Here is a 26,162-nt window from a genome sequence, read left to right on the forward strand (position 1 = left end):
GGCTCAGGCCTTTCCGGTTGCGCCGGCGATGGCGGCCCGGCTGCGCGCGGGCGGCATCAGCGCGTCGAGGAGGACGAGGAGGAAGACGAGCAGCCCCATGCTGCCGAGAATGCCGAGCAGGCCCGAGGGCCCCATCGGCAGGTGGTAGTCGTAGAAGCCGGGCCCCGTTTTCGGGACCGACTGGCCGCCGATGAACACGGCCCAGCGGAACATCCAGGCCGCGTGCAGCGCGACGAGCCCGGTGAGCCAGCCGCTGCCCGCGGGGCGCAGCAGCGCAAGCAGGATCGCCGCCAGCACCGCCGCCTGGCCCCAGAGTGCCAGCGCCTGGAAGCTGTGATGGCCGCGCACGGAGGCGAGCGCCGCCGCATGCGTCGCCTCGAGCCCGAGGGCGCCGAGCGCGAACCAGGCCGCCCCCACCGCGAGCGAGACGAGCAGCAGGCCGGCCAGCAGCCGGTTGAGCTTCGCCTCGGCCGCCGGCTCGTGCCCCTCGGTCAGGCGATCGAGGACGAGCAGGAAGCCCGCCGCGCCGGCGAAGGCGGTCAGCGCGAACTGCACCGGCAGGAAGGGCGTGTTCCACAGCGGCCGGGCGCGCACCACCATCACCTCCATGCCGGTGTAGAGCAGCACCAGCGCCGCGCCGACCGCGGCGAGCAGCGCGAAGCCGCGCAGCAGCCCCGGCCGCGCGGGGCCGCCCAGCAGGCGGTAGAGCGGCGCGAGCCAGCCGCGCGCCGCCGCGTCCTCCGCCAGCGCCGGCCGCAGCGCCATCCAGGCGTAGAGGAACAGGCCGCCGAGATAGGTCGGGATGAAGAAGGCGCCCCAGGCCATCCAGGAGGAGGGGTTCGGGTAGGCGTAGAAATGCCAGAAGCGCCCGGGCTGATGCAGGTCGGCCAGCAGCGCGACGGGCGCGGCGAGCCCGGCCGCGAGCGCGCCGAGCAGGCCGAGCCGCCCGATGCGCGCCCAGCCCGGCCGGCCGAAGGCGTAATGCGGCAGGCTCAGCGCGAAGGCGCCGACGGAGAGGCCGATCAGGAAGAAGTAGGTGACCGCCCAGGGCAGCCAGGCGACCTCGCGGGTGATGCCGATGATCTCGGTGATCTCGGGCATGGCTCAGGCTCCTTCGTGCTGCGGCCGCCAGAGCGTGGGCGTGCCCTCCACCTTGCCGGACAGCAGCGGATCGAGATGCAGGTAGAAGACGCGCGGCTGCGTGCCCGCCTCGGGCTTGAGCACCGCGGAGGGCTCGGCGTCGAGGCGCTGGCGCACCGTGCTGTGCGGGTCGTTCAGGTCACCGAAGATGCGCGCCCCGCCCACGCAGCTCTCCACGCAGGCCGGCAGCAGCCCGGCGTCCACGCGGTGGGCGCAGAAGGTGCATTTGTCGGCCTTGTTCGTCTCGTGGTTGATGAAGCGCGCGTCGTAGGGGCAGGCCTGGACGCAGTAGGCGCAGCCCACGCAGCGGTCGGAATCCACCACCACGATCCCGTCCGCGCGCTGGAAGGTCGCGCCGACCGGGCAGACGGGCAGGCAGGGCGCATCGGCGCAGTGGTTGCACAGCCGCGGCAGCATCGCCATGCCGACCACGCCATCCTTCGTCACCTCATAGGTGTTGACGATGGTGCGCAGGCTGTCGGGCGGAACCGCGTTCTCCATGATGCAGGAGACGGTGCAGGCCTGGCAGCCGATGCAGCGGGCGAGATCCACCACCATGCCCCAGCGGGGGCCGAGCTGCGGGGCCGGGGCGGGGGCGGCGGCCTCCGCCGCCGTGCCGGCCCATGCGCTTGCCAGTCCGGCAAGAAGCGCGCGTCGGGAGCCTGCCATGCTGTCCTCCTGCATCCGGGCGGGGGCGCGGCCTCCAGCCCGTGGCGCCAGCGGAGCAGAAAAGCCGGCGCGGCGCTTTGACGCGCCGCAACAAAGGGCGGAAAAAGCGGAATATTATCCGAGCGCTTTACTTGGGTGCAGCGCGGCGCGACGGGCGGCATCTTCGGGGAGCGAGACTGGCGCGAGGCGCGGCATGCTACGGCCTTCCACGCGGCCGGCCGTGTTGGACGGTCCCCGAAGCCGACCTCCTCCTCCCGCTCGCGCGTCGCGGGGATGTCCGGCCGCCAGAGGTCATGATCCGCGCCCCAGCGGTCGGCGGCACGTCAAGAAGCCCCGCGCATCGGCTCTCCGATTGGGATGCCGGCGGCATGGCCGATGGCTCCGCGGCACGGCCGCTTCCCCGCGCTGGCGTTGCGGGCTCCGGCCCCATGCGGCAGCCTTGCGGCAGGAGGCCACCCCCGACGTGCCCAGGCGATCCCCCGCGCCCTCTCCCGCGCCGCCCCGCTTCGCCCCGCAGGCGCTGCTCGGACTGGCCGGGGAGAAGGTCTTCGCCCGCGGCGAGGCCTATCATCGCGCCGGCCGGGTGGAGATTCTCTCCGATGACGGTCGGCGCGTTCTCGCACGCGTTCTCGGCAGCGAGGTCTATCGCTGCGAACTGGGCGTCGCCGAATCCGGCGTCGAGGGCGCCTGCACCTGCCCCGCCTTCGCCGATCACGGATTCTGCAAGCACCTCGTGGCCGTGGGCCTCGCGGCCAATGCCGACCAGCGCGGCGGCCCCGCTCTCCCCAGCCGCCTCGCGGCCATTCGCGCCCATCTGCACGGCCTCGGCGTGGAGCGGCTGGCCGAGATGCTCCTCGACCTCGCCGCGCGCGACCCGATCCTGCTGGAACGGCTCGACCTCGCCGCGACCGCCGCCTCGGGCGACACGGCAGGCATCGCGAGGCGGCTGCGCGAGGCGCTGCGGCGGGCGCTCGGAACCGGGGGGCGCTTCATGGACCGATGGGAGGCCGATGGATGGTCGCAGGGCGTGCTGGAGATCCTGGACCAGGTCGAGGCGCTGATCGCCGCAGGCGGGGCGCCGCTGGCCCTGGAGCTGGTCGAGGAGCTGTTCGCGCGCATCGGGCGCGCGCTCGAGAGCGTGGACGATTCGGATGGCGGCGGCATGGCCATTCTCGAGCGCGCCAGCGCCATCCACCTCGCCGCCTGCCGCGCGGCGCGGCCCGACCCCCTTGCCCTCGCGCGAGAGCTGTTCCGCCGCGAGGTGACGGACGAGTGGGGCTGCTTCGCCGAGGCGAGCGAGCGATACGCCGAGCTGCTGGGCCCCGAGGGCCTCGCCCTCTATCTCGATCTGGCGCGGGAAGCCTGGCGGGAACGCCCATCCGCTCCGCGGCGGGTGGGTTCCGTCGTCGTGATGGGCGAGGCCGATCTGCAACCGCACGCGGTCTTCGGGATTCTCGACCGCTTCGCCGCGCGCGCCGGCGACGTGGCGGAGAGGATCAGGCTCCGCGCGCAGAACCTCGCCCACGCGCACGACTATCTCGGCCTCGCGCAGTTCTGCCTCGCCGAGGGGCGCGAGGCGGAGGCGCTTCGCTGGGCGGAGGAAGGGGCATGGCTGCACGACGACGCCTCGGGCGAGCCGCTGCAGCGCTTCCTGGCCGAGCGATACCTCGCCGCTGGCCGGCGGGAGGATGCGCTCGCCACGCTCTGGCGGGCCTTCGAGCGGCGCCCCTCGGCCGAGTTGTTCCAGGCGATGGCCGCCGCAGGAGGCGGCAGGCCCGAGGAGCGCGAGCGCGCCGCCCTTGCCGATCGCGCCGTGGCGCTGCTGGAGCAGCGTCTCGCCCAGGCCAGGGGCGAGCGTAGCGGCTGGGAGCGGGCGGCCCTCGCTTCGACCCTGGCGGAGATCCTCGCGGCCGAGGGGCGGCTCCAGGCCGCCTGGCAGGTGGCGCGGCAGCGGGGCCTGCCGGAACATGCCCTGCGCCGCCTCGCCGAGGCGAGCGAGGTGGCGCTGCCCGATGAGGCGCTGGGCGTCTATGCGCGCCTCGTGGAGCGGCAGGTCGCGCTGGCGAACCGGCAGGGCTATGCGGCCGCCTGCGCCCTGGTCGCGCGGATGGGCGCCGTGCGGGCGCGGTGCGGGCGGCAGGCCGAGCACGCCGCCTTCGTGGCCGAACTGCTGCGCCGCCATGCGGCCAAGCGCAGCTTCGTGGCGATGCTGCGCGCGGCGGAGGAGCCCGGCGCGAGGGAGGAGGCCGGCAGGCCGCGCAAGCCCGGCCGCGGGAGGCGGTGACGGGATGTCCGGCTCGCCGGAGGCTTTGCGCCGAACGGCGAGACCCGCGGCAGCGGCCGATCAGCGTGGCGTCGAGGGGGATGCCCGGGTGCTGCCTGCGGCGACAGGGCCGGCCTGACCGGCCCCCGTATCACAGCCCGCGCAGCGCCGCGCAGACGCGCTCCACCTTCGCGTCCGTCAGTTCGGGATACATGGGCAGGCTGAACACCTCGCGCGCGGCGCGTTCCGTCTCCGCGCAGGCCGCGGGGCCCAGCGCCACACGGCCGGCATAAGCCGGCTGGGCATGCACCGGAACGGGGTAGTGGATCCCCGTGCCGATGCCGAGCGCCTTGAGCCGCGCCATGATCGCCTCCCGCCCGGGATGGCGCAGCACATAGAGGTGGAAGACATGCTCGGCCTCGGGCCGGCGCAGCGGGGGCGTCAGCCCCCCGCCGGCCAGCGCCGCGTCATAGGCCGCCGCAATGGCCCGCCGGCGCGCGTTCTGCGCGTCGAGATGCCGCAGCTTCACGCGCAGGATCGCCGCCTGGATTTCGTCGAGGCGGGAGTTCACCCCCACCATGTCGCTCACATAGCGCTGCCGCCAGCCATACTGGCGGATCGCGCCGATCCGGGCCGCGAGCGCCGCATCGGCGCTGGCGAGCACCCCGCCATCGCCCAGCGCGCCCAGATTCTTGGTGGGGTAGAGGCTGAAGGCCGCCGCCGCGCCGAAGGTGCCGAGCTTGCGTCCCCGCCACAGCGCCCCGTGGCACTGCGCGCAATCCTCGATCAGCGCCACGCCCGCCCGCGCGCAGGCGGCGGCGATGCGCCCGAGATCGGCGGCCTGTCCATAGAGATGCACGGGGATGACGGCGCGGATGGGCGGCAGGCCGGGCGGGGGAGCGGCCAGCACCGCCTCCAGCTCCGCCGGGTCCATGGTGTAGGTTCCGGGCTCGATGTCGAGCAGCAGCGGGGTGGCCCCGGCCATCTCGATGGCCGCCACCGTCGCCACCGCCGTGTGGCTCACCGTGACCACCGTGCTGCCCGGCCCGATGCCCAGGCCCCGCAGGATGAGCATGAGGGCGTCGGTGCCGTTGGCGCAACCCACCGCGTGCTGGCCTTCGCCGAGCCAGGCGGCGAACTCCGCCTCGAAGGCCTCTCCCTCCCGGCCCAGTATGTACCAGCCGGAGGCGAGGGCGCGCGCCACCGCCGCGTCGATCTCGCCCTGCAGCGCGCGATAGCCCGCACCGGGATCGGCGAAGGGAAGGAGGGGAAGGGGCGCGTTCATGGGCGTGTCCTCAGAAGGCGTAATCGGCCAGGCGTTCGCGATACCAGGCGAGGGAGCGGCGCAGCCCCTCCTCCAGCGGCACCATCGGGGCCCAGCCCGTGGCGGCGCGGAAGGCGCGGTCGTCGGCGTGATAGCTGCCGATGTCGATGGGCGCGCGGTCGGGCGGGAACTCGCGCGTCTCGAAGCGGCCCCGCCCGCCATTGGCCGCGATGAGCAGATGGGCGAGCTCGAGCAGGGAGAGCGGCGGCGCGCCGCCCAGGTTGAAGACGCGCCCGGCCACCTCCGGGCGGTCGGCCTGCTCGGCCGCCAGCAGGAAGGCACGCGTCACGTCGTCCACATAGGCGAGGTCGCGCAACTGGCTGCCGCCCCACACCTCGAAGGGCGCATCTTCCAGCACGCGGCGGATCCAGATGCCGAGGAAGGTCTGCCGCGCATCGGCGATCCTCAGGCGCGGGCCGTAGCAGTTGGTCAGCCGCAGCGAGACGACGGGGCGGCCGAGCACCCGGTTCTCCAGCATCCAGTACTGCTCGCCCGCCCATTTGCTCACGCCGTTGGCGTCGGGCGGGTTCACCGGGTGGAACTCGTCCACCGGAAGGCTCAGCGGGCGGCCGTAGAACTGCCGGGTGGAGGCGTGCACCACCACGGCCTTCGGCGCCACCTCGCGCATCACCTGCACGAGGCGCACCTGCGCCACCGCGTTGATCGCGAGGTCGGCCACCGGGTCGCGCTGGCCGCCCATGTGGCTGGTCTGCGCGGCCATGTTGAACAGCACCTCGACGCCCTGGCAGAGCGAGTGCAGCTCCGTCTCGCGCAGATCGCCGCGCACCAGCATCACCCCGGCGCCTTCCAGATTCGCGGGGTTCGCCCCGCCATCGGGCAGCATGGCGTCGAGCGCGGTGACGCGCGCGCCGAGGCCGGCCAGCGCATGGCAGAGGTTGGAGCCGAGAAAGCCCGCCCCGCCGGTGACGAGCACGCGGCGGCGGCGCCAGAAATCGGGGGAACCAAGGGTCAAGGCGGCGGATCCGTGCGAACGGGAACCCCTGTAGCATTCCCGGCTTTGCGGCCAAAACCGGGCCGCTCCCCGTCATCCTCGCGGCGCTCGCCATCGGTGTGGCTGCGCATGATCTCGGCGAAGCCGAAAAGAAGCAGAAGCTGGCCCAGCACCATCTGCAGCGCCGCCAGAAGGCGGATGCCGTCGTCATGCGGCTGGATGTCGCCATAGCCGACGGTGGAGAGCGTCACCACGCTGAAATGCAGCGCCTCGGAGAAGCTGATCCGCGCGGGGGTGCCGACGAAGAGGAAGACCGGCTCGCGCGAGAGCCCGTCGGCGATCCGGTAGGCGCAGCCGAAGGCCACCGCCAGCAGCGCGAAGAGGCTCACATAGGTGGCGATGGGCACGGAGAGCGCGCGCAGCCGCACCGTGACGCGGCGCAGCATCGTCGCCACATCCACCAGCAGCCGCACCACATCCTCCACCGCCGCCGCGCCGATGGCCGCGATCAGCCCCATGGCGAAGAGCAGCGCGATCGTCTGCCCATCGGGCCCCAGACGCGAGATGGGGCTGGCCAGAGAGGCGGCGCCGATCAGGCCGCTGACCAGCAGCCAGCGCATGAAGCGCGGGAAGTGGCGCAAATCCGCGCTGCCCTCGGCGGCCACGCGCAGCCTCTCCCGCCGCCACCAGCAGGCGCCCACGAAGGCGAGCACAGGCAGCAGGAAGGCGAGGGGCCTGGCCCATTCATGCGCGGCCGGAAACCCCGCCCGGCCCATGACGACGAACAGGCACACATAGACGGCGAGCCCGTTGGCCGCGCCGAAGGCGAAGGTGAGCCCCTGCGGGAAGAGCAGGTTCAAGCCCCCGAGCGCCACGCTCGCCACGAGCAGCGAGGCGGCGGCGAAGGCCCAGCCCTGATCCGCCACCCCCGCGGCGACGACGAGCATGAGCCCATAGGTCAGCCCCGTCGCCAGCAGCGCCTCCCGCCGGGCGGTGCGCCGCCCCGTCACGGCAGCGCGGCCACCCCGGCGATCTCCACCTTCCAGGCCGGGTCCACCAGCGGCGCCTGGATGGTGAAGCGCGCGGGCTTGGCGGCAGGGTCGAGCCAGGCGTCCCAGGCGCGGTTCATCGCCGGGGCGTCGCGGATGTCGGCGAGGATCACCTGCACCTGCAGCAGGCGCGACTTGTCGGTGCCGGCCTCGGCCAGCAGCGCGTCGATCTGGCGCAGCACATCCGCCGTCTGCCCCTCGGCGTCCAGGCTCGTGTCGTCGGCCACCTGGCCGGCCAGCCAGACAAGCCCGCCATGCACCACCGCGCCCGAGAGGCGCCCCTCCTCGGCCAGTCTGCGGATCATGCCAACCCCGTCTTTTCTTCCCTGCGAAGGCGCGCCACATGCGCGCCCATGCAGAGCCTACTCGACCGGACCGTCCTCGCCACCCGCTACGTGCTGGTGGTGTTCTATCTCGGCCTCGGCGTCGCCCTGGTGGCCTATGCCGTGCGCTTCGGCCAGAAGGTGTGGAAATTCGCCCATGAGGCGCTCTCCGCCGGCAGCGACGAGCAGCTCCTGCTCGGCATGCTCTACCTGGTGGACAGCGCCCTGGTGGCCTCGCTGGTGGCGATGGTCGCCATCTCCTCCTATGACAGCCTGGTGTCGCGGCTGCAGTCGGCGGAGGGCGGCTCGAAGATCGAGTGGGTGTCCAACCTCGATCCCGGCAACCTGAAGCTGAAGGTGGGCATCGCCATCATCGCGATCAGCTCCATCCATCTGCTGCAGAAGTTCATGGACGTGGCCTCGCTGACCGACCGGGAGCTGGCCTGGGGGGTGGGCATCCACATCACCTTCGTGGTGGGCGCGCTGGTGCTGGGCGTGCTGGACCGCATGCAGACGCAGACGAAGCTGCTCGCGAAATCCAAGAAGGAGAAGGAGGGGGAGGAGGAGTAGGCCGCGCGGATCAGATCTCCTCCACCGCCGCCACGCCGGGCAGCACCTTCAGCGCCTGCATCATGCGCGGCGAGACGTTCCAGCCGCCGGGCAGCGTCACCTCCACCTCCTGCCCGGGGCCGAGGCGCGGGATGAGGCTGACCCGGCCCTTGCCGCGCCCATCCCGCTCCAGCAGGGCGCGGATGTCGGGCAGGGCGGTCGTCGCGTCGAGGTGGATGCGCATGCCCGCCACCGCCCCGGCCGCGGCCTTGTCCAGCGCCTCCACCTCCTGGGCGGTCAGCCGCAGCGCCTCGCCCTCCAGCCGGGCCTCGCAGGTGACGAGCAGCGCGCGCCCCTCCTCCAGCAGGTCGCGCGCGCGGTTCAGCACCTCGCTGAACAGCGTGACCTCGTAGCCGCCGCTCTGGTCGGAGAGGCTGACCCAGGCCATGCGGCTGCCGGTGCGGGTGTTGCGCTCCTTCTTCCCGGTGAGGGTGCCCGCAAGGCGCAGCCGCCCCGCGCCGCCGCGCACGCGCTCCATGACGCGCGCGGAGGGCACGACGCCCAGGCGGCGCAGCGCGCCGCGGTATTCGTCCAGCGGATGGGCGGAGAGGTGGAAGCCCACCGCCTCCGCCTCGAAGGCGAGGCGCTCCAGCACCGGCCAGTCGGGAATCTCGGGCAGGCGCAACAGCGCCGGGCCCTGCTCGACCGCGCTGAACAGGCCGATCTGCCGCGTCGCGCGGTCCTCGGCGCTGGCCTGGGCGCGGCGCAGGATGGTCTCGGCCCCCGCCACCAGCCGCGCCCGGTTCCCTTCCAGACTGTCGAAGGCCCCGGCCTTGGCGAGATTCTCGAGCTGCATCTTGTTGAGCAGCCGCGGGTCCACCCGCTCCGCGAAATCGGCGAGGGAGGCGAAGGGCCCGCCCGCCGCGCGCACCGCCACCAGATCCTTCATCGCCTGCAGCCCCACGCGCTTGACGGCGGCGAGGGCGAAGCGGATGGCCGGTCCCTCGGGCGTCTGCTCGATGGCGAACTCGGCCTCGGAGCGGTTGATGTCCGGCGGCAGCACCCTGATGCCGAGCCGCGCCGCCTCCTGCATGTGGGAGGCGAGCTTCTCGGTCTTGTCGAGGTCGAGCGACATGGAGGCAGCGAGGAAGGCGACCGGGTGGTTCGCCTTCAGCCAGGCCGTCTGGTAGGCGACGAGCGCATAGGCCGCGGCGTGGCTCTTGTTGAAGCCGTAGCCGGCGAACTTCTCCATCAGGTCGAAGACCTCGCCGGCCTTGGCCTCGGGCACGCCGTTCCTCGCCGCGCCGGCGCAGAAGATGGCGCGCTGCTTCGCCATCTCCTCCTTGTTCTTCTTGCCCATGGCCCGGCGCAGCAGATCCGCGCCGCCGAGAGAGTAGCCGCCCATCACCTGGGCGATCTGCATCACCTGCTCCTGGTAGACCATGATGCCGTAGGTCTCGGCCAGGATGTCGTGGATCATGGGGTGCGGCGCCTCCCATTTCTCCCCGTGCTTGCGCGCGCAATAGGCCGGGATGTTCTCCATCGGGCCGGGCCGGTAGAGCGAGACGGCGGCGATCAGATCCTCGAAGCGGTCGGGGCGCATCATGCGCAGGCAGTCGCGCATCCCCTGGCCTTCGAACTGGAACACGCCCGCCGCGTCGCCGCGCGCCAGCATCGCGAAGGTCTTCGCGTCGTCGAGCGGCAGCGCGTCGAGATCCACCCTCACCCCCTGCGCGGCGAGCAGATCCGCCGCGCGGCGCAGCACCGTCAGCGTCTTGAGGCCGAGGAAGTCGAACTTCACGAGGCTCGCCTGCTCGACATGCTTCATCGAGTACTGGGTGATGAGGTGCGGCGAGCGCGGATCGCGATAGACGCTCGTGATCTCGAGCAGCGGCCGGCGGCCGATCACCACCCCCGCGGCGTGGGTGGAGGCGTTGCGGTAGAGCCCCTCCACCTGCTGGGCGAGGTCGAGCAGCCGGGCCACCGCCTCGTCGGCGTCGCGCATCTCCTGCAGGCGCGGCTCGCCGGCGATGGCGTCCTTGAGGCTGACGGGGTTGGCGGGGTTGTTGGGGATCAGGCTCGCCACCCGGTCCACCTGTCCGTAGGGCATGCCCAGCACGCGCCCCACGTCGCGCACCGCCGCCTTGGCCTGCAGCTTGCCGAAGGTGATGATCTGCGCCACGCGGTCCGCGCCGTATTCGCGGCGCACGTAGTCGATCACCTCGTCGCGCCGGTCCTGGCAGAAGTCGATGTCGAAATCCGGCATCGAGACGCGCTCGGGGTTGAGGAAGCGCTCGAAGAGCAGGCCGAAGCGCAGCGGGTCGAGATCGGTGATGGACAGCGCCCAGGCCGCGAGCGAGCCCGCGCCCGAACCGCGCCCCGGCCCCACCGGGATGCCCTGCGCCTTCGCCCACTGGATGAAGTCCGCGACGATGAGGAAATAGCCCGAGAAGCCCATCTGCTCGATCACGCCGAGCTCGTAGTCCAGGCGCTGCGCGTATTCCGGCGGCACGCCCTGCGGGAAGCGCCGCGCCAGCCCCTCGCGCGCCATCGCCGCCACCGTCTCGGCCTCGCTGCGGCCGGGGGGAACCTTGGGGCAGATCGGCAGCTCGGGCTTCTTCGCCTCGGCCATCACATGGCAGAGCCGGGCGATGGCCAGGGTGTTGTCGCAGGCCTCCGGCAGATCGGCGAAGAGGGCGCGCATGGCCGCCGCCGGCTTGAACCAGTGTTCGGGCGTCACGCGGCGGCGGTCCGCGTCGGTCAGCAGGCGGCCCTCGGCGATGCAGAGCAGCGCGTCATGCGCCTCGTGCATCGAGGGGTCGGCGAAATACACGTCATTGGCCGCGACGACGGGCAGCGCGGCCTCCTCGGCGAGGCGCAGCAGCCCCGGCTCCAGCGCCTCCTGCCGCTCCAGCCCATGGCGCATCAGCTCCACGGCGAGCCGGTCGGGGAAGGCCTCGCGCAGCGCCTGCAGCAGCCGCGCGGCCGCCTCCCGCCGCCCCTCGGCGAGCAGGCGCGAGAGGGGGCCATTGTCCCCGCCGGTGAGGAGGAAGACGCCCTCGGCATGGGCGAGGAGCTGCTCGAGCGAGAGGGCGGGCCGGCCGGAGGGATCCTCGTTGAGCCAGCCGAGCGAGGAGAGCTTCTGCAGATTCGCCCAGCCCCGGTCCGTCATCGCCAGGGCCACCACCGCATCGGCGCCCGCGCGCAGCGCCTCGGCGCGTTCCTCGCCCGCGGCGGCGCGCGAGAGCCAGAGCTGGCAGCCCATGACCGGCTGCACGCCCTTGGCGGCGGCGGCCTGGGCGAACTCCAGCGCGCCGAAGAGGTTCGCCGTGTCGGTCAGCGCCACCGCCGGCATGTTCTGCGCGGCGGCCAGCGCGGCCAGCTTCTCGGCCTTGATCGCGCCCTCGCTGAGCGAATAGGCCGAGTGGGTGTGAAGGTGGATGAAGCCGCCGTCCTGCATGCCGAATCTCCGGCGCGCAGGATGGCATGGCGGGGCGCTCAGCCCGAGAGGGTCATCAGCCCGTCCAGCGCAAGGCAGCCATCGGGGCGGCAGAGCAGGGGGTTGATCTCCGCCTCCTCCAGCCGCTCGCCCAGCGCGGCGGCGAGGGCGGAGAAGCGCGCGATCGCCTCCGCCACCGCCGCCACGTCCACCTTCGGCGCGCCGCGGAACCCGTCGAGCAGGGGGAAGGCCCGAAGCGAGCGGAGCATGGCGAGCGCGGCCTCCGGCGAGACGGGCGCGACCTCGAGGGCCACATCCTTCCACAGCTCCGCCTGCACCCCGCCGAGCCCGACCAGGACGAGCGGGCCGAATTGCGGATCGCGCCGGGCGCCGAGGATCAGCTCCACCCCGCGCGGGGCCATGCGCTGCACCAGCACCCCATCCACCCGCGCCGAGGGCGCATGGCGCGCCACCCCGGCCATGATGCGCGCATGGGCGGCGCGCACCGCCGCCGCGTCGCGCAGGTCGAGCTGCACGCCCTCCACCTCGGTCTTGTGCGCCACATCGGGGCTGTCGAGCTTGAGCACGACCGGGTAGCCCAGCGCCTCGGCGGCGGCGAGCGCCTGCTCTAGGCTCGCCGCGCGGCGCTCCTCGCCCACCGGCAGGCCGGCGGCGGCGAAAAGGGCCTTGGCCTCGGCCTCCATCAGCCGGCGGGCGCCCTCCGGCAGGGCGGGCGGGTCGGCGAGCGGCGCGCCGGGCGGCAGGGGCGGCGCATGGTGGCGCTGCCAGAGGCGGATCGCGTTCATCATCCGCCGCATGGAGCGGAACAGGCTGAGGTGCGGGGATGTGTCCACCGCCTCCGCGCCCGGCCCCTCCAGGCTCTCCGGCACCCAGGCGATGCAGATGGGCTTGCCGGCCGCCGCGGCCATGGGGTCGAGCGTCTTCATCCGCGCCGGCGTCGCGCCGGGGGCGGGGTTGTGATAGACGACCGGGAAGACGACGCAGCCGTATTGCGCGTCGTTCAGCATCGCCACCATGCAGTCCTCGAACAGCTTCGGGTTGGTGGCGACCTGCGCCGTCAGGTCGCAGGGATTCCGGGGGCTGCCGAACTCGGGCAGGATGGCGCGGAAGGTCGCTTCCGTCTCGGGCGCGGGCTGGGGCAGGGGCAGCCCCGCGGCCTCGGCGTGGTCGGCCGCCATGATGCCCGCCCCGCCCGAGGGGGTGAGGATGCCCACCCCGCGCGCTTTCGGCGGCGGCGCCTTGGCGAGGAAGCCCGCGGTCTCGAGCAGCGCGTCGAAATCCTCCACCTCGAGCATGCCGGCGCGGCGGAAGCCCGCGCTCCAGGCCGCGGTGCTGCCGGCGAGGCTGCCCGTGTGGCTCATCGCCGCCTTGGCGCCCACCTCGCCGCGCCCGAGCTTGAGCACCACGATGGGCTTGCCCAGGCCGCGCGCCATCTCGCCCAGCAGGAAGAGCCGCCGCGCGTCGCGCAGCCCCTCCACCGCGAGGGCGATGCTGCGGCAATGCGGCAGCGTGAGCTGGAAGGCTGCGAGGTCGCACACGTCGAGGTCGGTGGCGTTGCCCGCCGTCGTCATGTGGCACATGGCGAAGCCGCGCTCGGCCGCCTGCATCAGCGCATAGCCGAGCGCGCCCGACTGGCTGACCACGCCCACGCCGCCGGCGGGCGCGGTCATCTTCACGTAGTCGGGCATGAAGGTGGCGCCCACGCGCTGCGCATGGTCCACGAAGCCGAGGCAGTTCGCGCCGAGCAGGGGGAAGTTCAGCGCGCGCGCGGTCTCGCGCAGCAGCGCCTCCTCCTCCGCGCGCTCGGGCAGATCCGTCTCGCCGTAGCCGGAGGCGTAGATCACGGCGCCGCCCCCGCCCTTGGCCGCCAGCGCCGTCACCGCCTCCATCACGCCGGTGCGCGGCAGCGCGATGACGGCGGAATCGGGCGCGCCGGGCAGATCGGCCACCGAGGCGAAACAGGGCCGCCCGTGCAGCTCCTGGCCCGCGTATTTCGGGTTCACGCACCACACCTCGCCATCGAAGCCCGCCATGTTCTGCACGGTGCGCGCGCCGAAGCCCGTGGGCTCGCCCGAGACGCCGATGACGGCGATGGAACGCGGGGCGAGCAGGCGCTTCAGGCTCTGCGGGTCGCGCAGCGGCGGGATCTCGGGCATGGCGTTTCCTCAACCTCTCTTGCCCCGCATTCGGGAACGGAACGCGCGCTTCGGCAAGCCCCCGGGCCCGCCCTGTCAGACGAGCAGCAGCGCGGGAATGGCGAGTGCGGCCAGCACCTGGCCCTCGCGCGCATGGTGCGGCGCATAGGCGCCGGCGCGGTCGAGCAGGTTGATCGTGCCGATCACGCCGCCCCGCCAGCGCACGGGCAGGTTCAGCACGCTCTCGCAGCCGAGCGAGAGGATGAGCTCCGCATCGGGGAAATGCGCGCGGATGTCGGCGGCGTTGCGCCCGATGAAGGGGCGGCCCTCGCGCAGGAGGGTGCGCGTCCATTCCGTCTCGCGGATGGGCTTCGCCCCGCCGGGCGGGTAGGCGAGGGGATCGCTGCTCCAGACGCGGCGGTTCACCCCCGCGGCCGCGTCGTGGCGCATGATGGTGAAGAGCCGGTGCCCGAGCGTCCATTGCGCCGCGCGCTCCAGCGCGGCGAAGCTCGCGCGCGGCTGCTCCGCCTCGCCGAGCGCGCGCAGGACGAGGCCGAGGGCTTCGCGCATCGCCCTACATCGCCCCCGCCGCGCGCGGCAGCCACAGCGCGATGCCCGGTTCGGCGATCACCAGCAGCAGCGCCCCCAGCATGGCCAGCACGAACCAGCTCACCCAGGGGATGGTGCTTTCCATCGTCACCCGCGCGATTCGGCAGCTCACCATCAGGTTCACCGCCATGGGCGGGGTGAACTGGCCGATGGCGATCTTCATGGTGAGCAGCACGCCGAACCAGGTCAGATCCCAGCCGAAATGCCGCGCGATGGGCAGCAGCAGCGGCAGGAGGATCAGGAAGATGGAGATGCCGTCGAGGAACATCCCCACCAGAATCAGCAGCCCCACCAGCAGCAGCATGGTGCCCCATTCGCCGAGGCCGAGCCCGAGGATGCCCGCGACGATGGGCTGCACGACGCCGAGCGTGGAGACCGCCCAGGCGAAGACCGAAGCCAGCGCCACGACGATGAGGATCACCGCGGAGATTTCCCCCGCCTCCACCAGGATCTCGTAGAGATCGCGCAGCGTCATGCTGCGATGGATCACGAAGCCCACGAACAGCCCGTAGAACACGGCCATCACCGCCGCCTCCGTCGGCGTGAAGGCGCCCGCGCGCATGCCGCCCAGGATCACCACCGGCGCCATGAGGCCCCAGAAGGCCTCGCGGAAGCTGCGCCAGAGCGAGCCCTCGCCGCGTTCGGGATTCTTCCCGCCGAAGCCGCGCAGCCAGGAGATGAGCAGGATCGGCACGAGCAGCGCGAGCCCCGCGAGCAGCCCGGGGAAGACGCCGGCGAGGAAGATGGCCGGCACGGAGACGCCCGGCACCATCACCGCATAGACGATGAAGGCGATGGAGGGCGGGATGAGGATGTCGGTCGCCGCCGCGGCGCCCACGGTGCTGGCGATGAAGGGGCGCGGATAGCCGTCGCGCGCCATGCTTTCCGTCACCACCTTGCCCACCGCCGCCGAGGTCGCGGGGCCCGAGCCGGAGATGCCGCCCAGCACCATCGCCACCAGCACCGAGACGGAGGCGAGCGCCCCGCGCCCCGCCCCCACCAGCGCGGTGGCGAAGCGCACCAGGCGCAGCGCCACCCCGGTGCGGTCGAAGACGCAGCCCACCAGCACGAACATCGGGATGGCGATGAGCGGGTATTTCGCGATGCCGGCATAGACGTTGGTGGACATCGCCATCAGCGTCTGGTCGGCGAGCAGGATGGCGAGCGCCCCCGCAAGCCCGAGGGCGACGCCGATCGGCACGCCCCCCAGCAGCATCAGCGCGAAGGCGAGGAAGAGGATCGCGCCCGTCACCCGTCGCCGCCCCGCAGCAGCCGGATCAGCCGCCCCGCCGCGCGCGCGATGACGAGCAGCGAGAGCACGGGCAGCGTCGCCGTATAGATCCATTGGGGGTTGCCGAGGCCGGGCGTGAGCGCCTCGAAATCCCATTCGTCGTAGGCCATGCGCCCGCCGAACCAGACGAGCAGCGCGAAGCAGAGGATCACGAGCAGCAGCCCCGCCGCCTCCGCCGCGCGCCGCCCGCGCGGAGGCAGCGCGTCCGCCAGCAGCCCCACCCGGATGTGCCGCCCGCAGGCCACCGCCAGCGCCGAGCCGATCAGCGCCACCGCCACCATCAGCGCCACCGAGTATTCCTCGGTGAAGGCGAGGGAGATGTCCGTCAGGTAGCGCGTGGCCACGTTCGCCGCGGTGATGAGCGCGATGGCGGCCATGGCGGCGGCCAGCAGCACCCGCTCCAGGCTCAGCGGCACGCGCGTGGGCGGATCGGGCGCGGGCGCGCCCGATTCCAGCTCCGCGGCCATCAGCTCACCGCGCGGATGGCCGCCTCGGCCTTGCGCACCAGATCGGCGCCCACCGTGTTCGCCCAGCGCTCATAGACCGGGCGCAGCGCGGCGGCGAAGGCGCGCTTCTCCTCGAGCGTCAGCACCGCCACCTCGACGCCGCGGTTGCGCAGCTCGACGAGGGCGGAATCGTCCGTGCCGGGGATGCCGAGGCCGCGCCGGGCGAGGGCGATGTTGTTGCGCGCCGCCTCCTGCGCGCAGTCGCGGATGAGCTGCTGGTCGGCGGCGTTGAAGCCGTTCCAGATGGACTTGCTCACGCCGAAGATCAGCGCGTCGTTCACGTAGTTCCAGATCGTCATGTGCCGCTGGGCGAGCGCGTCCATGCGGAAGGCGAGGAAGAGGTTGACCGGGTTCTCCTGCCCGTCCACCGCGCCGGAGCTGAGGGCGGGCTGCAGGTCGGCGAAGGACATCTGCAGCGGGTTGGCGCCGAGCGCGGTGTAGATGTCGTTGAAGATGGCGCCGGCCGCGAAGCGGATCTTCATCCCGCGCAGATCGGCCGGCGCGCGCACCGGGCGGCGGGAGTTCGAGAGCTCGCGGAAGCCGTTCTCGCCGAAGGCGAGGCCCACCACGTCGCGACGGTCCATCACCGCCATCAGGTCGCGCCCCGGCTCGCCATTGATCAGCGCGTCGAAGGCGCGGTGGTCGGGCATCAGGAAGGGAAGCTGGAACAGCCCCGCCTCGCGCACCTGCGGCGCGATGTTGATGGTGCTGAACACGCAGAAATCGATGATGCCCTGGCGCATGGCCAGCAGCTCGCGCGTCTGGTCGCCGCCGACGAGCTGGCTGCCCGGATAGACGCGCACGTTGATGCGCCCCTGGCTGCGCTGCGTGACCAGCTCCGCCCACTGGAAGGCGCCCTCGGCGAAGGGGATGGGCCGGTTGCCCACCACCGAGAGCTTGTATTCCGGCCGGTACTGCTGCGCGCCCGCCAGATGCGGCAGGGCGAGCACGGCGGGGGCGGCGGCGAGCAGCGCGCGGCGCGGCAGGCGGGTCATTGCGTTTCCTCCACGATGGGGCGGCCTTGCGCCGCCCACCGCGCCGCAGAATGATCCCGCGGGCGCGCCGGGCGCAAGGGAGAGGGAGGAGGCCTTGGAAGGCGTGGTGGCCATCAGCGGCGGCGCCTCGGGCATCGGCCTCGCCGCCGCCCAGGCGGTGCTGGCGGCCGGCGCCTCGGTCGCGGTCGCGGATCGCGACGCGGCGGCGCTGGCGCGCGCGACCATGCTGCTCGAGGGGCCGCGCACCACGACGCGCATGCTGGATGTGACGCATGAGGACGCGGTGCTGGCCTGGATGGAGGGGCTGGAGGGGGTGCGCGGCTGCGTGACCTCCGCGGGCGTCTCGGCGCACACGCCCGCGGTGGAGGTGCCCGCCGCGCAGTTCCGCCACATCCTCGACGTGAACGTGACGGGCAGCTTCCTCGTCGCCCAGGCCGCGGCGCGGCGCATGGTGGCGGAAGGGAAGGGGGGCGCGATCGTGCTCATCGCCTCCGTTTCCGGCCTGTCGGGGATGAAGGACCGCGTGGCCTATTCGGCCTCCAAGGCCGCGGTGATCAACCTCGCCGCCGCCATGGCGGTGGATCTCGCCCCGCACGGCATCCGGGTGAACGCCGTCTGTCCCGGCCCGGTCGAGACGCCCATGGTGCGGCTGCTGCACGATGCGGCGACGCGCGCGGCCTGGGCCGCACGAATCCCGATGCGTCGCTACGCCACCCCAGAGGGCGTGGCGCAGGCGGTGCTCTTCCTTCTCGACCCCGCCCGCAGCGGGGACATCACGGGCCAGGCCATCCCGGTGGATGGCGGCTTCTCCACGGCAGGGCTGATGCCATGATCCCGACCATGAATCTCGGCCGGCTGCTGACGCAGACGGCCCGCCGCCTGCCCGATTCGCCCGGGCTGATCTGGCGCGAGCGGACATGGAGCTGGCGCGAGATCGACGCGCGGGTGGACCGCCTCGCCGCCGCGCTGCGTGCGGAGGGAATCGCGCCCGGGGACCGTGTGCTCGTCCACTCGCGCAACTCCAACCAGATGTTCGAGAGCCTCTGGGCCTGCTGGAAGATCGGCGCGGCCTGGGTTCCCACCAATGTGCGCCTCACCCCGCCCGAGGCCGCCTATCTGGCCAGCAACGCGGGCTGCGTGGCGATGATCCGCGACCATGGCTTCGCCGCCCATGCCGATGCGGTGCGCGAGGCCACCCCCGCCCTGCGCCTCGTCATCGCCGTGGGCGACGCGCGCGAGGGGGAGCGCGACTACGAGGCCATGCTCGCCGCCGCCGCCCCGCCGCCGCGCGACCATGAGGCGGATGTGGCCTATGACCATCCGGCCTGGTTCTTCTTCACCTCGGGCACCACCGGCAAGCCCAAGGGCGCGGTGCTCACGCACGGGCAGCTCGGCTTCGTGGTGAACAACCATTGCGCGGATCTGATGCCCGGCCTGTCGGAGCAGGATGTCTCGCTGGTGCTCGCGCCGCTGAGCCATGGCGCGGGGATGCACGCCGTCCCGCAGGTGGCGCGCGGCGCGCGCTCCATCCTGCTGCCCGGCGAGCGGCTCGATGTGGGCGAGGCCTGGCGGCTGATCGCCGCGCATGGGGTGACCAACATGTTCACCGTGCCGACCATCCTCACCATGCTGGCCGAGCACCCGGACGCCGCCCCGCACCGGCTGCGCCATGTGATCTACGCCGGCGCGCCCATGTACCGCGCCGACCAGAAGCGCGCGCTGCAGCGGCTCGGCCCCTGCCTCGTGCAGTATTTCGGCCTGGGCGAGGTGACGGGCAACATCACCGTGCTCCGCCCCGACCAGCACAGCCTGGACGACGCCGACCCGCGCGCGGGAAGCTGCGGCATGCCGCGCACGGGCATGGATGTCGCGATCCTCGCCGAGGACGGCACCCATCTGCCGCCGGGCGAGACGGGCGAGATCTGCGTGCGCGGCAACGCCGTCTTCGCCGGCTACTGGAACAACCCCGAGGCCAACGCCCGCGCCTTCCGGCAGGGCTGGTTCCACACCGGCGATCTCGGCCACATGAACGCGGAGGGATTCCTGTTCATCACGGGCCGGGCGAGCGACATGTTCATCTCGGGCGGCTCCAACATCTATCCGCGCGAGATCGAGGAGGCGCTGCTGACCCATCCGGCCGTGCTGGAATGCGCGGTGGTGGGGATCCCTCACCCCAAATGGGGCGAGGCGGGGGTGGCCTGCGTGGTGCCGCGCGCGCCGGTGGAGGCCGCGGAGCTGCTCGCGCATCTCGGCCCGCGCCTTGCGCGCTACAAGCACCCGCAGCGCATCGTCTTCTGGGAGGCGCTGCCCAAATCCGCCTACGGCAAGGTGCCCAAGACCATGCTGCGCGAGCGGCTGGCGGCGGAGGGCGTGACCTTCACGGGCTGAAACCGGCGGCGACATCGCCGCCCGCGTCAGCCCCAGCTTTCCTGCACGCCGCGCCGCTTGCCCGGCGTCACCGGCGCCGCCTCGCGCCGCGGCAGCGGCCCGGGCCGGCCCAGGTGCCAGCCCTGGCCGTAGGTCACGCCGAGTTCCTGCATCAGCGCGGCATGGGCCGCCGTCTCGATGCGCTCGGCGATGACCTCCGCCCCCACGGCGCGCGAGAGGTCCACCATGGAGGCGACGAAGCGGCGGTCGCGCTCATGCTCCAGGGCGGCGGTGACGAAGGCGCCGTCCACCTTCACGAAATCCACGCGATAGGCGCGCAGGTAGCGGAAGGCGGCGGCCCCGGCGCCGAAATCGTCGAGGCAGACGGGCACGCCGCGCGCGCGCAGCGACTCGAGCGTCGCCGCGGCCTCCTCCTCCTGCTCGATTTCGGCGCTTTCGGTGAGTTCCACCATCAGGCCGGGCGCAAGCGCCGGCTGTTCATCCAGGCGCCCCAGCAGCGCCGCGCGAAAGCCGGGGCTCTGCACCGAGAGGCCCGACAGGTTCACGGCCACCCTGCCGGGCGGCGCTTGCGCCAGCAGGTCTCTCGCCGCGAGGTCCAGCACGGCGAGGTCGAGCGCCTCGGTCAGCCCCACCGCCTCGGCGAGGTTCACGAAATCCCCCGGCCCCTCCTTGGGGGCCAGCACGCCGCGCGCCGGCCGGCAGAGCGCCTCGAAATGGTGGGTCGCCTTGTCCGACAGCCGGGCGATGGGCTGGTAGAGCAGCGAGAAGCGGCGCTGCTCGATGGCCCGGGTGAGCAGCCCGGCGCGCTGGGCGACATCGTTGAGAATGCCGCTGAGCCCCTGGTCAAGCCCGCATTGCGCCAGCTCCGCCGCGCCCTCGCGCGCGAACAGCCCGAGCCCGTGGCGAAGCGCGCGGATGGCCTGAGTGGGAGTGAGGCCCGGAGCGTCCAGCGAGAGCGCCCGGGCGCTCGCGCCCTCGCCCTCGGCGGACAGCCGCGCGAGAACGCGGCGCAGAAGATCCTCGAGCTCCTCCACCGCTTGGCCGGGGGCCGAGAGGAGGCCAAGCCGGCCGGGCGCAAGCTCCGCGGCGACCAGCGCTTCCTCGCCGGCTGCCTGGAAGGCCGTCTCCAGCAGCTTCCGCCGCGCCTCCTCCGGCACGGCGGGAAGCTCGAGCAGCCCGATCCCGCCGGCGGGTGTCTCCGCGCCCCGCAGCCGGGCCTCGGCGAGCCGCATCAAGGCGGCAGGGTCGGTGCGGGGCTCCTGCCGCAGCACCACCCCCTCCGGCATGGGCGCGAAGGAGAGACAGTCCCGCGGCGGCTGGCCCGGCAGGGCAAGGTGCAGGGCGGAGACCATGAAGGGCGTCTGCCGCGCATCGGCGAGGCGCAGCACCGTGGGCGGCATGCGCCCGCGCACGGGAAGGGAGGCGCGGGCCAGCTCGAAGGCCGGGCGATCCTCGGGCGCGATCAGCTCCGACACCGGCTGGCCAAGGAAGGATTCCGCGCTGCGCCCCAGATGCAGGCGGAAGGCCCCGGTGGCGAAGCCGATCCGCCCCTGGGAATCGGCCTCGGCCAGGAAATCCGCCGCCGCGAAGGCGAAGCCGAGGAAGCGCTCCCGGTCGCTCAGGGGGCGCGGAGCGGTCTGGCAGGCATCGGTCATGAAGGTCTCCGGGCCTTCGAAGCCTATGCGGGAAGCCTTAGCATCCGGCTAAGACGCCCGGCGCCGCGCTCAGCGCGCCTCCCGCCGCCAGGCGATCACCGCCGCCCCCAGCAGCAGCAGCAGGGCAAGCCAGGGGGGCAGCAGGGGCAGGGCGGCGATGCCCGTCACCGTGTGGTCCTCGCGCTGGCGCAGCCCGATCCAGCCCGCCCCGGCCGCGTCCCGGCCCGCCGCCACGCGGCGGATGTCGGGAATCGCGGCGCCGTCGCCCAGGTAGCGCGCGGCCCCGCCGGAGGCGGAGACGGTCGGGCGCAGCCGCGCGGGGTCGGAGCGCAGATCGGCCACCTCGGGCGGGTTGGGGGGCATGGCGGCGGCGAAGGCCATCCGTCGCCCGTCGCTCACCTGCCACAGCCCGGGCTGGGGCGCCGCCATCTCGGCCACCCCCCGCCCGCTGCCCGGCGCGCCGGAAAGCGGCAGGCGCGTGAGCGTCCCGTCGGGGGCGGTCACCGTCACCTCCGGCGGCGGCGCGGGGTCGAGGCTGCGGCGCGTGACGGACAGCCGCCCCGATTCGATCCGGGCGGAGAGATCCTCCTCCTCCAGCTCCGGTTCGCGCATCAGCCAATGGGCGGTGCGGCGCAGCAGCTCCTGCTGCGGCCCGCCCCCGTCATGCCCGCGCGACCACAGCCAGATATGGTCCGAGAGCATCAGCGCCACGCGCCCCTGGCCCACGCGGTCCAGCACCAGCAGAGGCGCGCCCTGCGCCCCCTCCATCACCACCTGGCCCGCGCGGGGCTCGCTGCGGATGGTGCGGTACCACCGCCCCCAGGAGGGCTCGGCCTCGCCCTGATTCGCGCCCGCCAGCCCCTCGGTGACGGGGTGGCGCTGCCCCGCCGCGCTGACGCGCGGGCGGAAGGCCTGCTCGAGCAGCGCCTGCTGCGGCGAGAGCGGCCGCGCCGGCAGCACCTGGCCGAGCGGCGTGTTGAACAGGCTCACCGCCCCCACGTATTCGGGCCCGACCGAGAGCAGCAGCGCGCCGCCGCCGCGCACATGCTCGGCGATGTTGCGCAGATAGCTGGGCGGCAGGATGCCGCGGTTGGCGAAGCGGTCGAAGATGATCAGGTCGAACTCGCGCAGCTTCACCTGGAACAGCTCGCGCACCGGGAAGGCGATGAGCGAGAGCTCGTTCAGCGGCGTCAGATCGTCCTTCTCCGGCGGGCGGAGGATGGTGAAGTGCACGAGGTCCACGCCCGGATCGGCCTTCAGCAGCCGCCGCCAGGTGCGCTCGCCCGCATGCGGCTCGCCCGAGACGAGCAGCACGCGCAGCCTGTCCCGCACGCCGTTGATGGTGACGACGGCGCGGTTGTTCACCTCGCCGATCTCGCCGGGCCGGGTTTCGGCCAGAAGGTCGAGCACGGTGGGGCCCGCGCGCTCGATGGGGATGGAGAGGCGGTGCTCCTGGCCCACCGGCACGCTTTCGGTCAGCGGCGCCTGGCCGTCGCGGCGGATGGTCAGCCGCGCCGTGCCTTCCTGGCGCGCGGCGCCGAGATCCTCGACGATGAGGCGCAGCTCCACGCTGCGGCCGACGATGCCGAAGCCCGGCGCCTCGATCAGCCGGATGCGCCGGTCCACCTCGCCCTGGCGGCCGGGCATGAGCAGATGCAGCGGCACGCCCTCGGGCCCGCCCCAGTTCGCGGGGTCGGCGGGCAGGTCGTGGATCTGCCCGTCCGAGAGCAGCAGCACGCCCGCGAGGCGCGCGGCGGGGATGTCGGCCAGGGCGCGCTCGAGGGCGGCGAAGCCGCGCGTGCCCTGGTTGCCGCCCTCCTCGATCTCGGCCACGCGCAGCTCCACGTCGCGCAGCCGGGCGATGCGCGCCTCGATCTGGCGGCGCGCCGTCTCGATGGCCTCGGCGTGGCCCTGGGCGTAGCGGGTGCTGTCGCTGCGGTCCACCAGCAGCAGGGCGATGTCGGGCCGCGTCTCGCGCGTCTCCTCTACGGCGCGGGGGCCGGCCAGCGCGGCGAGGATCAGCGCGAAGGCGGCCGCGCGCCACAGCGCCCCGCGCGCCCCGCGCAGCAGGGCGGGCAGCAGCGCCGCCAGCGCCAGCCCGGCCAGCACCGCGAGCAGCCACAGCGGCAGGATGGGCGCGAGATCGAAGCTGAGGCGGCTCGTCTGCATCAGTTGCCGAGCCTTTCCAGGATGGCCGGCACATGCACCTGGTCGCCCTTGTAGTTGCCGGTCAGCGCGTACATCACGAGGTTAGCGCCGAAGCGATAGGCCAGGGTGCGCTGCCGCGCCCCGCCGGGCACGGCGGCGTGCAGGTTCTGCCCGCGCCCATCCACCGCCCAGGCGCCCGCCCAGTCATGCCCGCCGATCACCACGGGCGAGACGCTGTCATTCGCCCGGTCCTGCTCGCGCGAGACCCAGACCGTGCCGCCCGCGAAGCGCCCAGGAAGCTCGCCCAGAAGATAGAAGGCGCGGCGCAGCACATGATCTTCCGGCACGGGCATGAGCGGGGGGATGGCGAGGCCCTGGGTCACGCGCCGCAGCGCCGCCCGCGCGCCGGGCGCGAAGCCCTCGCCCGAGCCCTCGTCGCGCGTGTCGAACAGGATGATGCCGCCATGGCGCATGAAGGCGTTGAGCGCGGCGATGGCGGCCGGCTCGAGCGGCTGCGCCTCGGGCCGGACGGTGAAGTAGAGCAGCGGGAAGAAGCTGAGGTCGTCGCGCCCCGGCACCACGCCCACCGGCTCGGCCAGATTGGCCGCGGTGCGCCGGTTCACGAAATCCGACAGGCCGAGCAGCCCTGCGCGCATGGTCTCGTCGGTCTGCGCGTCGCCGGTGATCACATAGGCGAGGCGCGTGACCAGCGCGTGCTGGCCCTCCTGCGCCGCGGCGGGCAGCGCGGCACCCAGGGCGAGCAGCACCGCCGCCGCCCGGGCCGCGCCGAGCAGCCCGCGCAGCCGCAGCGAGGCGAGCAGATCCAGCGCCAGCAGCAGCAGCGCGGCCGCCAGCAGCCAGGGCCCGAGGTCGCGCTCGGGCGGAATGGTCGCGATGGCGCGCTGCGCCGTGCCCGCGGGCGGCGGCGGGTGCAGCGAGGGCGCAGGCAGGGCGGCGCCGAGGTTGAGCGCGCGGCGGAACCCCTCCGCCCCCGGCGTGCCGTACCAGCCGGGCGGGTGGCGCGGGGAGATGGCCGCCTCGCCCGTCGCGGGCAGGGGCTGGGCCCCGGGCGGGGGCGGGCCGAGCCGGCCGAACCCGTCCAGCGTCTCGAGCGGGGCCAGTGCGCCCTCGCCCTCGCCGCCTGCCACCCCGGCCGAGAGCGCCACCAGCCGCCGCAGCATGGAAACGAACAGGCCCGAGAGCGGCAGGTCGCTCCACTCCGCGTTGGCGGTGACGTGGAACAGCACGATGCGCCCGGCCCCGCGCGTCTCGGCGGTGACGAGGGGGGTGCCGTCCGCCAGCCGCGCCCAGATGCGCTCGGCGAGCCGCGCCGAGGGCTCGGCCAGCACCTGGCGCTCCACGCTGATCTCCGCCGGAACCGGCAGCCCCGCGAAGGGCGAGCCTTCGGGGAAGGGCGCGAGGCGCTGCGGCTGCTCCCAGGACAGCGCGCCGCCGAGCTGGCGCTCGGCGCGGAGCTGCACGGGCAGCAGCGGGTCCGGCTGCTCGGCGAGGCGCGCGCCGGCGAAGCGCACCAGCATCCCGCCCCGCTCGACGAAGCGCGCGAGCGCCTCCAGCTCCGGCCCCGGCGCGATGGGGCGGTCGGCCAGGATCAGCACCGAGAGGGGGCGGGCGAGCAACTGCTCCACCGTGCCGCGCCGCAGCTCCGCGAAGGGCGAGAGGGCGCGGTCGAGGTAGAACAGCTCGCCGATCAAGGGCGCGTCCGCCGCCTCCTCCGCGCCGGGCAGCAGCCCCACGGGGCGGCGGCGGAAGCGTTCGTCCAGCAGCACCACCCCGCCCGCTCCGGGCTCCTCCGCGAGGTCGAGGCGGAAGACCCGGTTGCGGATTTCGGTGGGCAGATCGAGCACCGTCTCGGCCTCGGTGGCGCCGGGGGCGGGGCGGAACACCGCCCGCGCCAGCGCCCGGCCGTCCTGCCCGCGAGCGATCACCGGCGCCTCGCCGGCCTGCTCCACGGGGGACTGGCGCAGGGCGAGGTGCAGCCGGTCGCCCTCCGCGCGGGGCGGGAGCAGCAGGCGCACCGGGCGCTCCTCGGCGCGGGCGAGGGTGAGCCCGCCCCCGGCGGCGAGGCGCTCCATCAGCGCCGCGGCCGCTTCGGGCGCGCCATGGGCGAGCGCGTCGGAGAGGTAGAGGGCCTGGAAGGGCCCGGGCTCGGCGCGCGCCCAGGCCTCCAGCGCGGCCAGCGCGGCGGCGCGATCCGGCGCCCAGGGGCGCGGGCGCAGCGCGGCGAGGCGGGGGGCGAGATCGGCCGCCGGCATGGGGCCGATCACGCGGGGCGGCTGCGCGCCCTCGCTCGGCGCGGTGGCGAGCAGCGCGGCCCCGCGCCCCTCGCGCCCGGCGCGCTCCAGCTCGGCCTGGGCGATGGCAAGGCGCAGCGGCCAGTCGGGGCCGGCGGCCCAGCCGTCGTCGAGCACGAGCAGCAGCGTGCCCCCGCCGCCCGAGGCGCCGCCCGGGCCCAGCACGGGCCGGGCGAGGCCGAGGATGATGAGCGCGGCGGCGAGCAGGCGCAGCAACAGCACCCACCAGGGCGTGCGCGCGGGGGTTTCCTCCGCAAGCGGCAGCGCGCGCAGCAGCAACGGCGAGGGGAAGCTCTGCCGCCGCGGCTGGGGCGGGGTGACGCGCAGCAGCCACCACAGCAGCGGCAGGGCGGGCAGGGCCAGCAGCAGCCAGGGCGCGGCGAAGCCGATCATG

19 protein-coding genes are annotated in these 26,162 nt (G+C 73.6%); 4 read left to right on the forward strand and 15 right to left on the reverse strand.

Features of this window, described 5'->3' with window-relative positions:
- Window positions 1-3: 3 nt before the first annotated feature.
- Both nrfD and dsrO read right to left on the reverse strand, forming a co-directional pair.
- On the reverse strand, window positions 4-1,101 hold the full coding sequence (gene nrfD, locus H596_RS0109355) for an NrfD/PsrC family molybdoenzyme membrane anchor subunit (RefSeq protein WP_027284666.1): 1,098 nt from the start codon (window positions 1,099-1,101) through the stop codon (window positions 4-6).
- A 3-nt stretch (window positions 1,102-1,104) separates the two neighbouring features.
- On the reverse strand, window positions 1,105-1,809 hold the full coding sequence (dsrO, locus tag H596_RS0109360; protein WP_027284667.1) for a sulfate reduction electron transfer complex DsrMKJOP subunit DsrO: 705 nt from the start codon (window positions 1,807-1,809) through the stop codon (window positions 1,105-1,107).
- 463 nt (window positions 1,810-2,272) lie between these two features.
- Here dsrO and H596_RS20900 point away from each other — a divergent pair, with 463 nt between their 5' ends.
- Entirely contained in the window at window positions 2,273-4,093 is a 1,821-nt protein-coding gene (locus tag H596_RS20900) for an SWIM zinc finger family protein (RefSeq protein ID WP_169579861.1), read from the forward strand.
- A gap of 130 nt (window positions 4,094-4,223) precedes the next feature.
- Here the strand turns inward: H596_RS20900 and H596_RS0109370 are convergent, their stop codons facing one another.
- The 4 genes from H596_RS0109370 to H596_RS0109385 are packed head-to-tail and all read right to left on the reverse strand — an operon-like array spanning window position 4,224 to window position 7,702.
- Window positions 4,224-5,357 carry a DegT/DnrJ/EryC1/StrS family aminotransferase gene (locus H596_RS0109370; RefSeq protein ID WP_027284668.1) on the reverse strand — a complete coding sequence of 378 codons (1,134 nt, stop codon included), beginning with the start codon at window positions 5,355-5,357 and terminating at the stop codon, window positions 4,224-4,226.
- Window positions 5,358-5,367: 10 nt separating this feature from the next.
- Entirely contained in the window at window positions 5,368-6,369 is a 1,002-nt protein-coding gene (locus tag H596_RS0109375) for an NAD-dependent epimerase/dehydratase family protein (protein ID WP_027284669.1), read from the reverse strand.
- A complete protein-coding gene (locus H596_RS22885) occupies window positions 6,366-7,358 on the reverse strand; it encodes a potassium channel family protein (protein ID WP_027284670.1) in 993 nt (330 codons plus the stop codon). The genes H596_RS0109375 and H596_RS22885 overlap by 4 nt, the downstream gene beginning before the upstream one ends.
- Window positions 7,355-7,702 carry a RidA family protein gene (locus H596_RS0109385; protein WP_027284671.1) on the reverse strand — a complete coding sequence of 116 codons (348 nt, stop codon included), beginning with the start codon at window positions 7,700-7,702 and terminating at the stop codon, window positions 7,355-7,357. Before H596_RS0109385 ends, H596_RS22885 begins: the two co-directional genes overlap by 4 nt.
- 48 nt (window positions 7,703-7,750) lie before the next feature.
- Here H596_RS0109385 and H596_RS20910 point away from each other — a divergent pair, with 48 nt between their 5' ends.
- Window positions 7,751-8,290, forward strand: a complete 540-nt coding sequence (locus H596_RS20910) for a TIGR00645 family protein (RefSeq protein ID WP_051212716.1) — start codon at window positions 7,751-7,753, stop codon at window positions 8,288-8,290.
- A gap of 10 nt (window positions 8,291-8,300) precedes the next feature.
- Here the strand turns inward: H596_RS20910 and dnaE are convergent, their stop codons facing one another.
- The 6 genes from dnaE to dctP all read right to left on the reverse strand — a co-directional run bounded on the left by dnaE (window position 8,301) and on the right by dctP (window position 17,265).
- Entirely contained in the window at window positions 8,301-11,729 is a 3,429-nt protein-coding gene (gene dnaE / locus H596_RS0109395; RefSeq protein ID WP_027284672.1) for a DNA polymerase III subunit alpha, read from the reverse strand.
- 38 nt (window positions 11,730-11,767) lie between these two features.
- Entirely contained in the window at window positions 11,768-13,885 is a 2,118-nt protein-coding gene (locus H596_RS0109400; RefSeq protein WP_037300761.1) for an acetate--CoA ligase family protein, read from the reverse strand.
- 75 nt (window positions 13,886-13,960) lie between these two features.
- Window positions 13,961-14,434 carry a GAF domain-containing protein gene (locus H596_RS0109405; RefSeq protein ID WP_027284674.1) on the reverse strand — a complete coding sequence of 158 codons (474 nt, stop codon included), beginning with the start codon at window positions 14,432-14,434 and terminating at the stop codon, window positions 13,961-13,963.
- A 4-nt stretch (window positions 14,435-14,438) separates the two neighbouring features.
- Window positions 14,439-15,725 carry a TRAP transporter large permease gene (locus H596_RS0109410; protein ID WP_027284675.1) on the reverse strand — a complete coding sequence of 429 codons (1,287 nt, stop codon included), beginning with the start codon at window positions 15,723-15,725 and terminating at the stop codon, window positions 14,439-14,441.
- A complete protein-coding gene (locus H596_RS0109415; RefSeq protein ID WP_037300763.1) occupies window positions 15,722-16,231 on the reverse strand; it encodes a TRAP transporter small permease in 510 nt (169 codons plus the stop codon). The genes H596_RS0109410 and H596_RS0109415 overlap by 4 nt, the downstream gene beginning before the upstream one ends.
- Window positions 16,231-17,265: a TRAP transporter substrate-binding protein DctP gene (gene dctP / locus H596_RS0109420; RefSeq protein ID WP_027284677.1), complete on the reverse strand. Its 1,035-nt coding sequence runs from the start codon at window positions 17,263-17,265 to the stop codon at window positions 16,231-16,233. The genes H596_RS0109415 and dctP overlap by 1 nt, the downstream gene beginning before the upstream one ends.
- Window positions 17,266-17,368: 103 nt before the next feature.
- Here dctP and H596_RS0109425 point away from each other — a divergent pair, with 103 nt between their 5' ends.
- Window positions 17,369-18,097, forward strand: a complete 729-nt coding sequence (locus tag H596_RS0109425) for an SDR family NAD(P)-dependent oxidoreductase (protein WP_027284678.1) — start codon at window positions 17,369-17,371, stop codon at window positions 18,095-18,097.
- Window positions 18,094-19,653, forward strand: a complete 1,560-nt coding sequence (locus tag H596_RS20915) for an acyl-CoA synthetase (RefSeq protein WP_037300765.1) — start codon at window positions 18,094-18,096, stop codon at window positions 19,651-19,653. Before H596_RS0109425 ends, H596_RS20915 begins: the two co-directional genes overlap by 4 nt.
- A 26-nt stretch (window positions 19,654-19,679) precedes the next feature.
- On the opposite strand, the gene H596_RS0109435 is transcribed toward H596_RS20915, so the two are convergent.
- From H596_RS0109435 to H596_RS0109445, 3 genes are all read right to left on the reverse strand, one after another.
- The gene (locus H596_RS0109435; RefSeq protein ID WP_027284679.1) at window positions 19,680-21,308 is read right to left on the reverse strand and encodes an EAL domain-containing protein; all 1,629 of its coding nucleotides are present in this window, start codon (window positions 21,306-21,308) and stop codon (window positions 19,680-19,682) included.
- Window positions 21,309-21,377: 69 nt separating this feature from the next.
- On the reverse strand, window positions 21,378-23,477 hold the full coding sequence (locus H596_RS0109440; protein ID WP_027284680.1) for a membrane protein: 2,100 nt from the start codon (window positions 23,475-23,477) through the stop codon (window positions 21,378-21,380).
- The gene (locus H596_RS0109445) at window positions 23,477-26,161 is read right to left on the reverse strand and encodes a DUF4159 domain-containing protein (RefSeq protein WP_027284681.1); all 2,685 of its coding nucleotides are present in this window, start codon (window positions 26,159-26,161) and stop codon (window positions 23,477-23,479) included. Before H596_RS0109445 ends, H596_RS0109440 begins: the two co-directional genes overlap by 1 nt.
- Window position 26,162 lies beyond the last annotated feature (1 nt).

Origin of the sequence: Rubritepida flocculans DSM 14296, assembly GCF_000425365.1 — a bacterium.
Taxonomy (GTDB): Bacteria; Pseudomonadota; Alphaproteobacteria; order Acetobacterales; family Acetobacteraceae; genus Roseococcus; species Roseococcus flocculans.

What these genes read in the sequence shown, in the direction of transcription:
- nrfD (WP_027284666.1), bottom strand. Translation starts at nt 1,101, where the DNA reads ATGCCCGAGATCACCGAGATCATCGGCATCACCCGCGAGGTCGCCTGG.
- dsrO (WP_027284667.1), bottom strand. Translation starts at nt 1,809, where the DNA reads ATGGCAGGCTCCCGACGCGCGCTTCTTGCCGGACTGGCAAGCGCATGG.
- H596_RS0109370 (WP_027284668.1), bottom strand. Translation starts at nt 5,357, where the DNA reads ATGAACGCGCCCCTTCCCCTCCTTCCCTTCGCCGATCCCGGTGCGGGC.
- H596_RS0109385 (WP_027284671.1), bottom strand. Translation starts at nt 7,702, where the DNA reads ATGATCCGCAGACTGGCCGAGGAGGGGCGCCTCTCGGGCGCGGTGGTG.
- H596_RS20910 (WP_051212716.1), top strand. Translation starts at nt 7,751, where the DNA reads ATGCAGAGCCTACTCGACCGGACCGTCCTCGCCACCCGCTACGTGCTG.
- dnaE (WP_027284672.1), bottom strand. Translation starts at nt 11,729, where the DNA reads ATGCAGGACGGCGGCTTCATCCACCTTCACACCCACTCGGCCTATTCG.
- H596_RS0109400 (WP_037300761.1), bottom strand. Translation starts at nt 13,885, where the DNA reads ATGCCCGAGATCCCGCCGCTGCGCGACCCGCAGAGCCTGAAGCGCCTG.
- H596_RS0109405 (WP_027284674.1), bottom strand. Translation starts at nt 14,434, where the DNA reads ATGCGCGAAGCCCTCGGCCTCGTCCTGCGCGCGCTCGGCGAGGCGGAG.
- H596_RS0109415 (WP_037300763.1), bottom strand. Translation starts at nt 16,231, where the DNA reads ATGGCCGCGGAGCTGGAATCGGGCGCGCCCGCGCCCGATCCGCCCACG.
- dctP (WP_027284677.1), bottom strand. Translation starts at nt 17,265, where the DNA reads ATGACCCGCCTGCCGCGCCGCGCGCTGCTCGCCGCCGCCCCCGCCGTG.
- H596_RS20915 (WP_037300765.1), top strand. Translation starts at nt 18,094, where the DNA reads ATGATCCCGACCATGAATCTCGGCCGGCTGCTGACGCAGACGGCCCGC.
- H596_RS0109435 (WP_027284679.1), bottom strand. Translation starts at nt 21,308, where the DNA reads ATGACCGATGCCTGCCAGACCGCTCCGCGCCCCCTGAGCGACCGGGAG.
- H596_RS0109440 (WP_027284680.1), bottom strand. Translation starts at nt 23,477, where the DNA reads ATGCAGACGAGCCGCCTCAGCTTCGATCTCGCGCCCATCCTGCCGCTG.
- H596_RS0109445 (WP_027284681.1), bottom strand. Translation starts at nt 26,161, where the DNA reads ATGATCGGCTTCGCCGCGCCCTGGCTGCTGCTGGCCCTGCCCGCCCTG.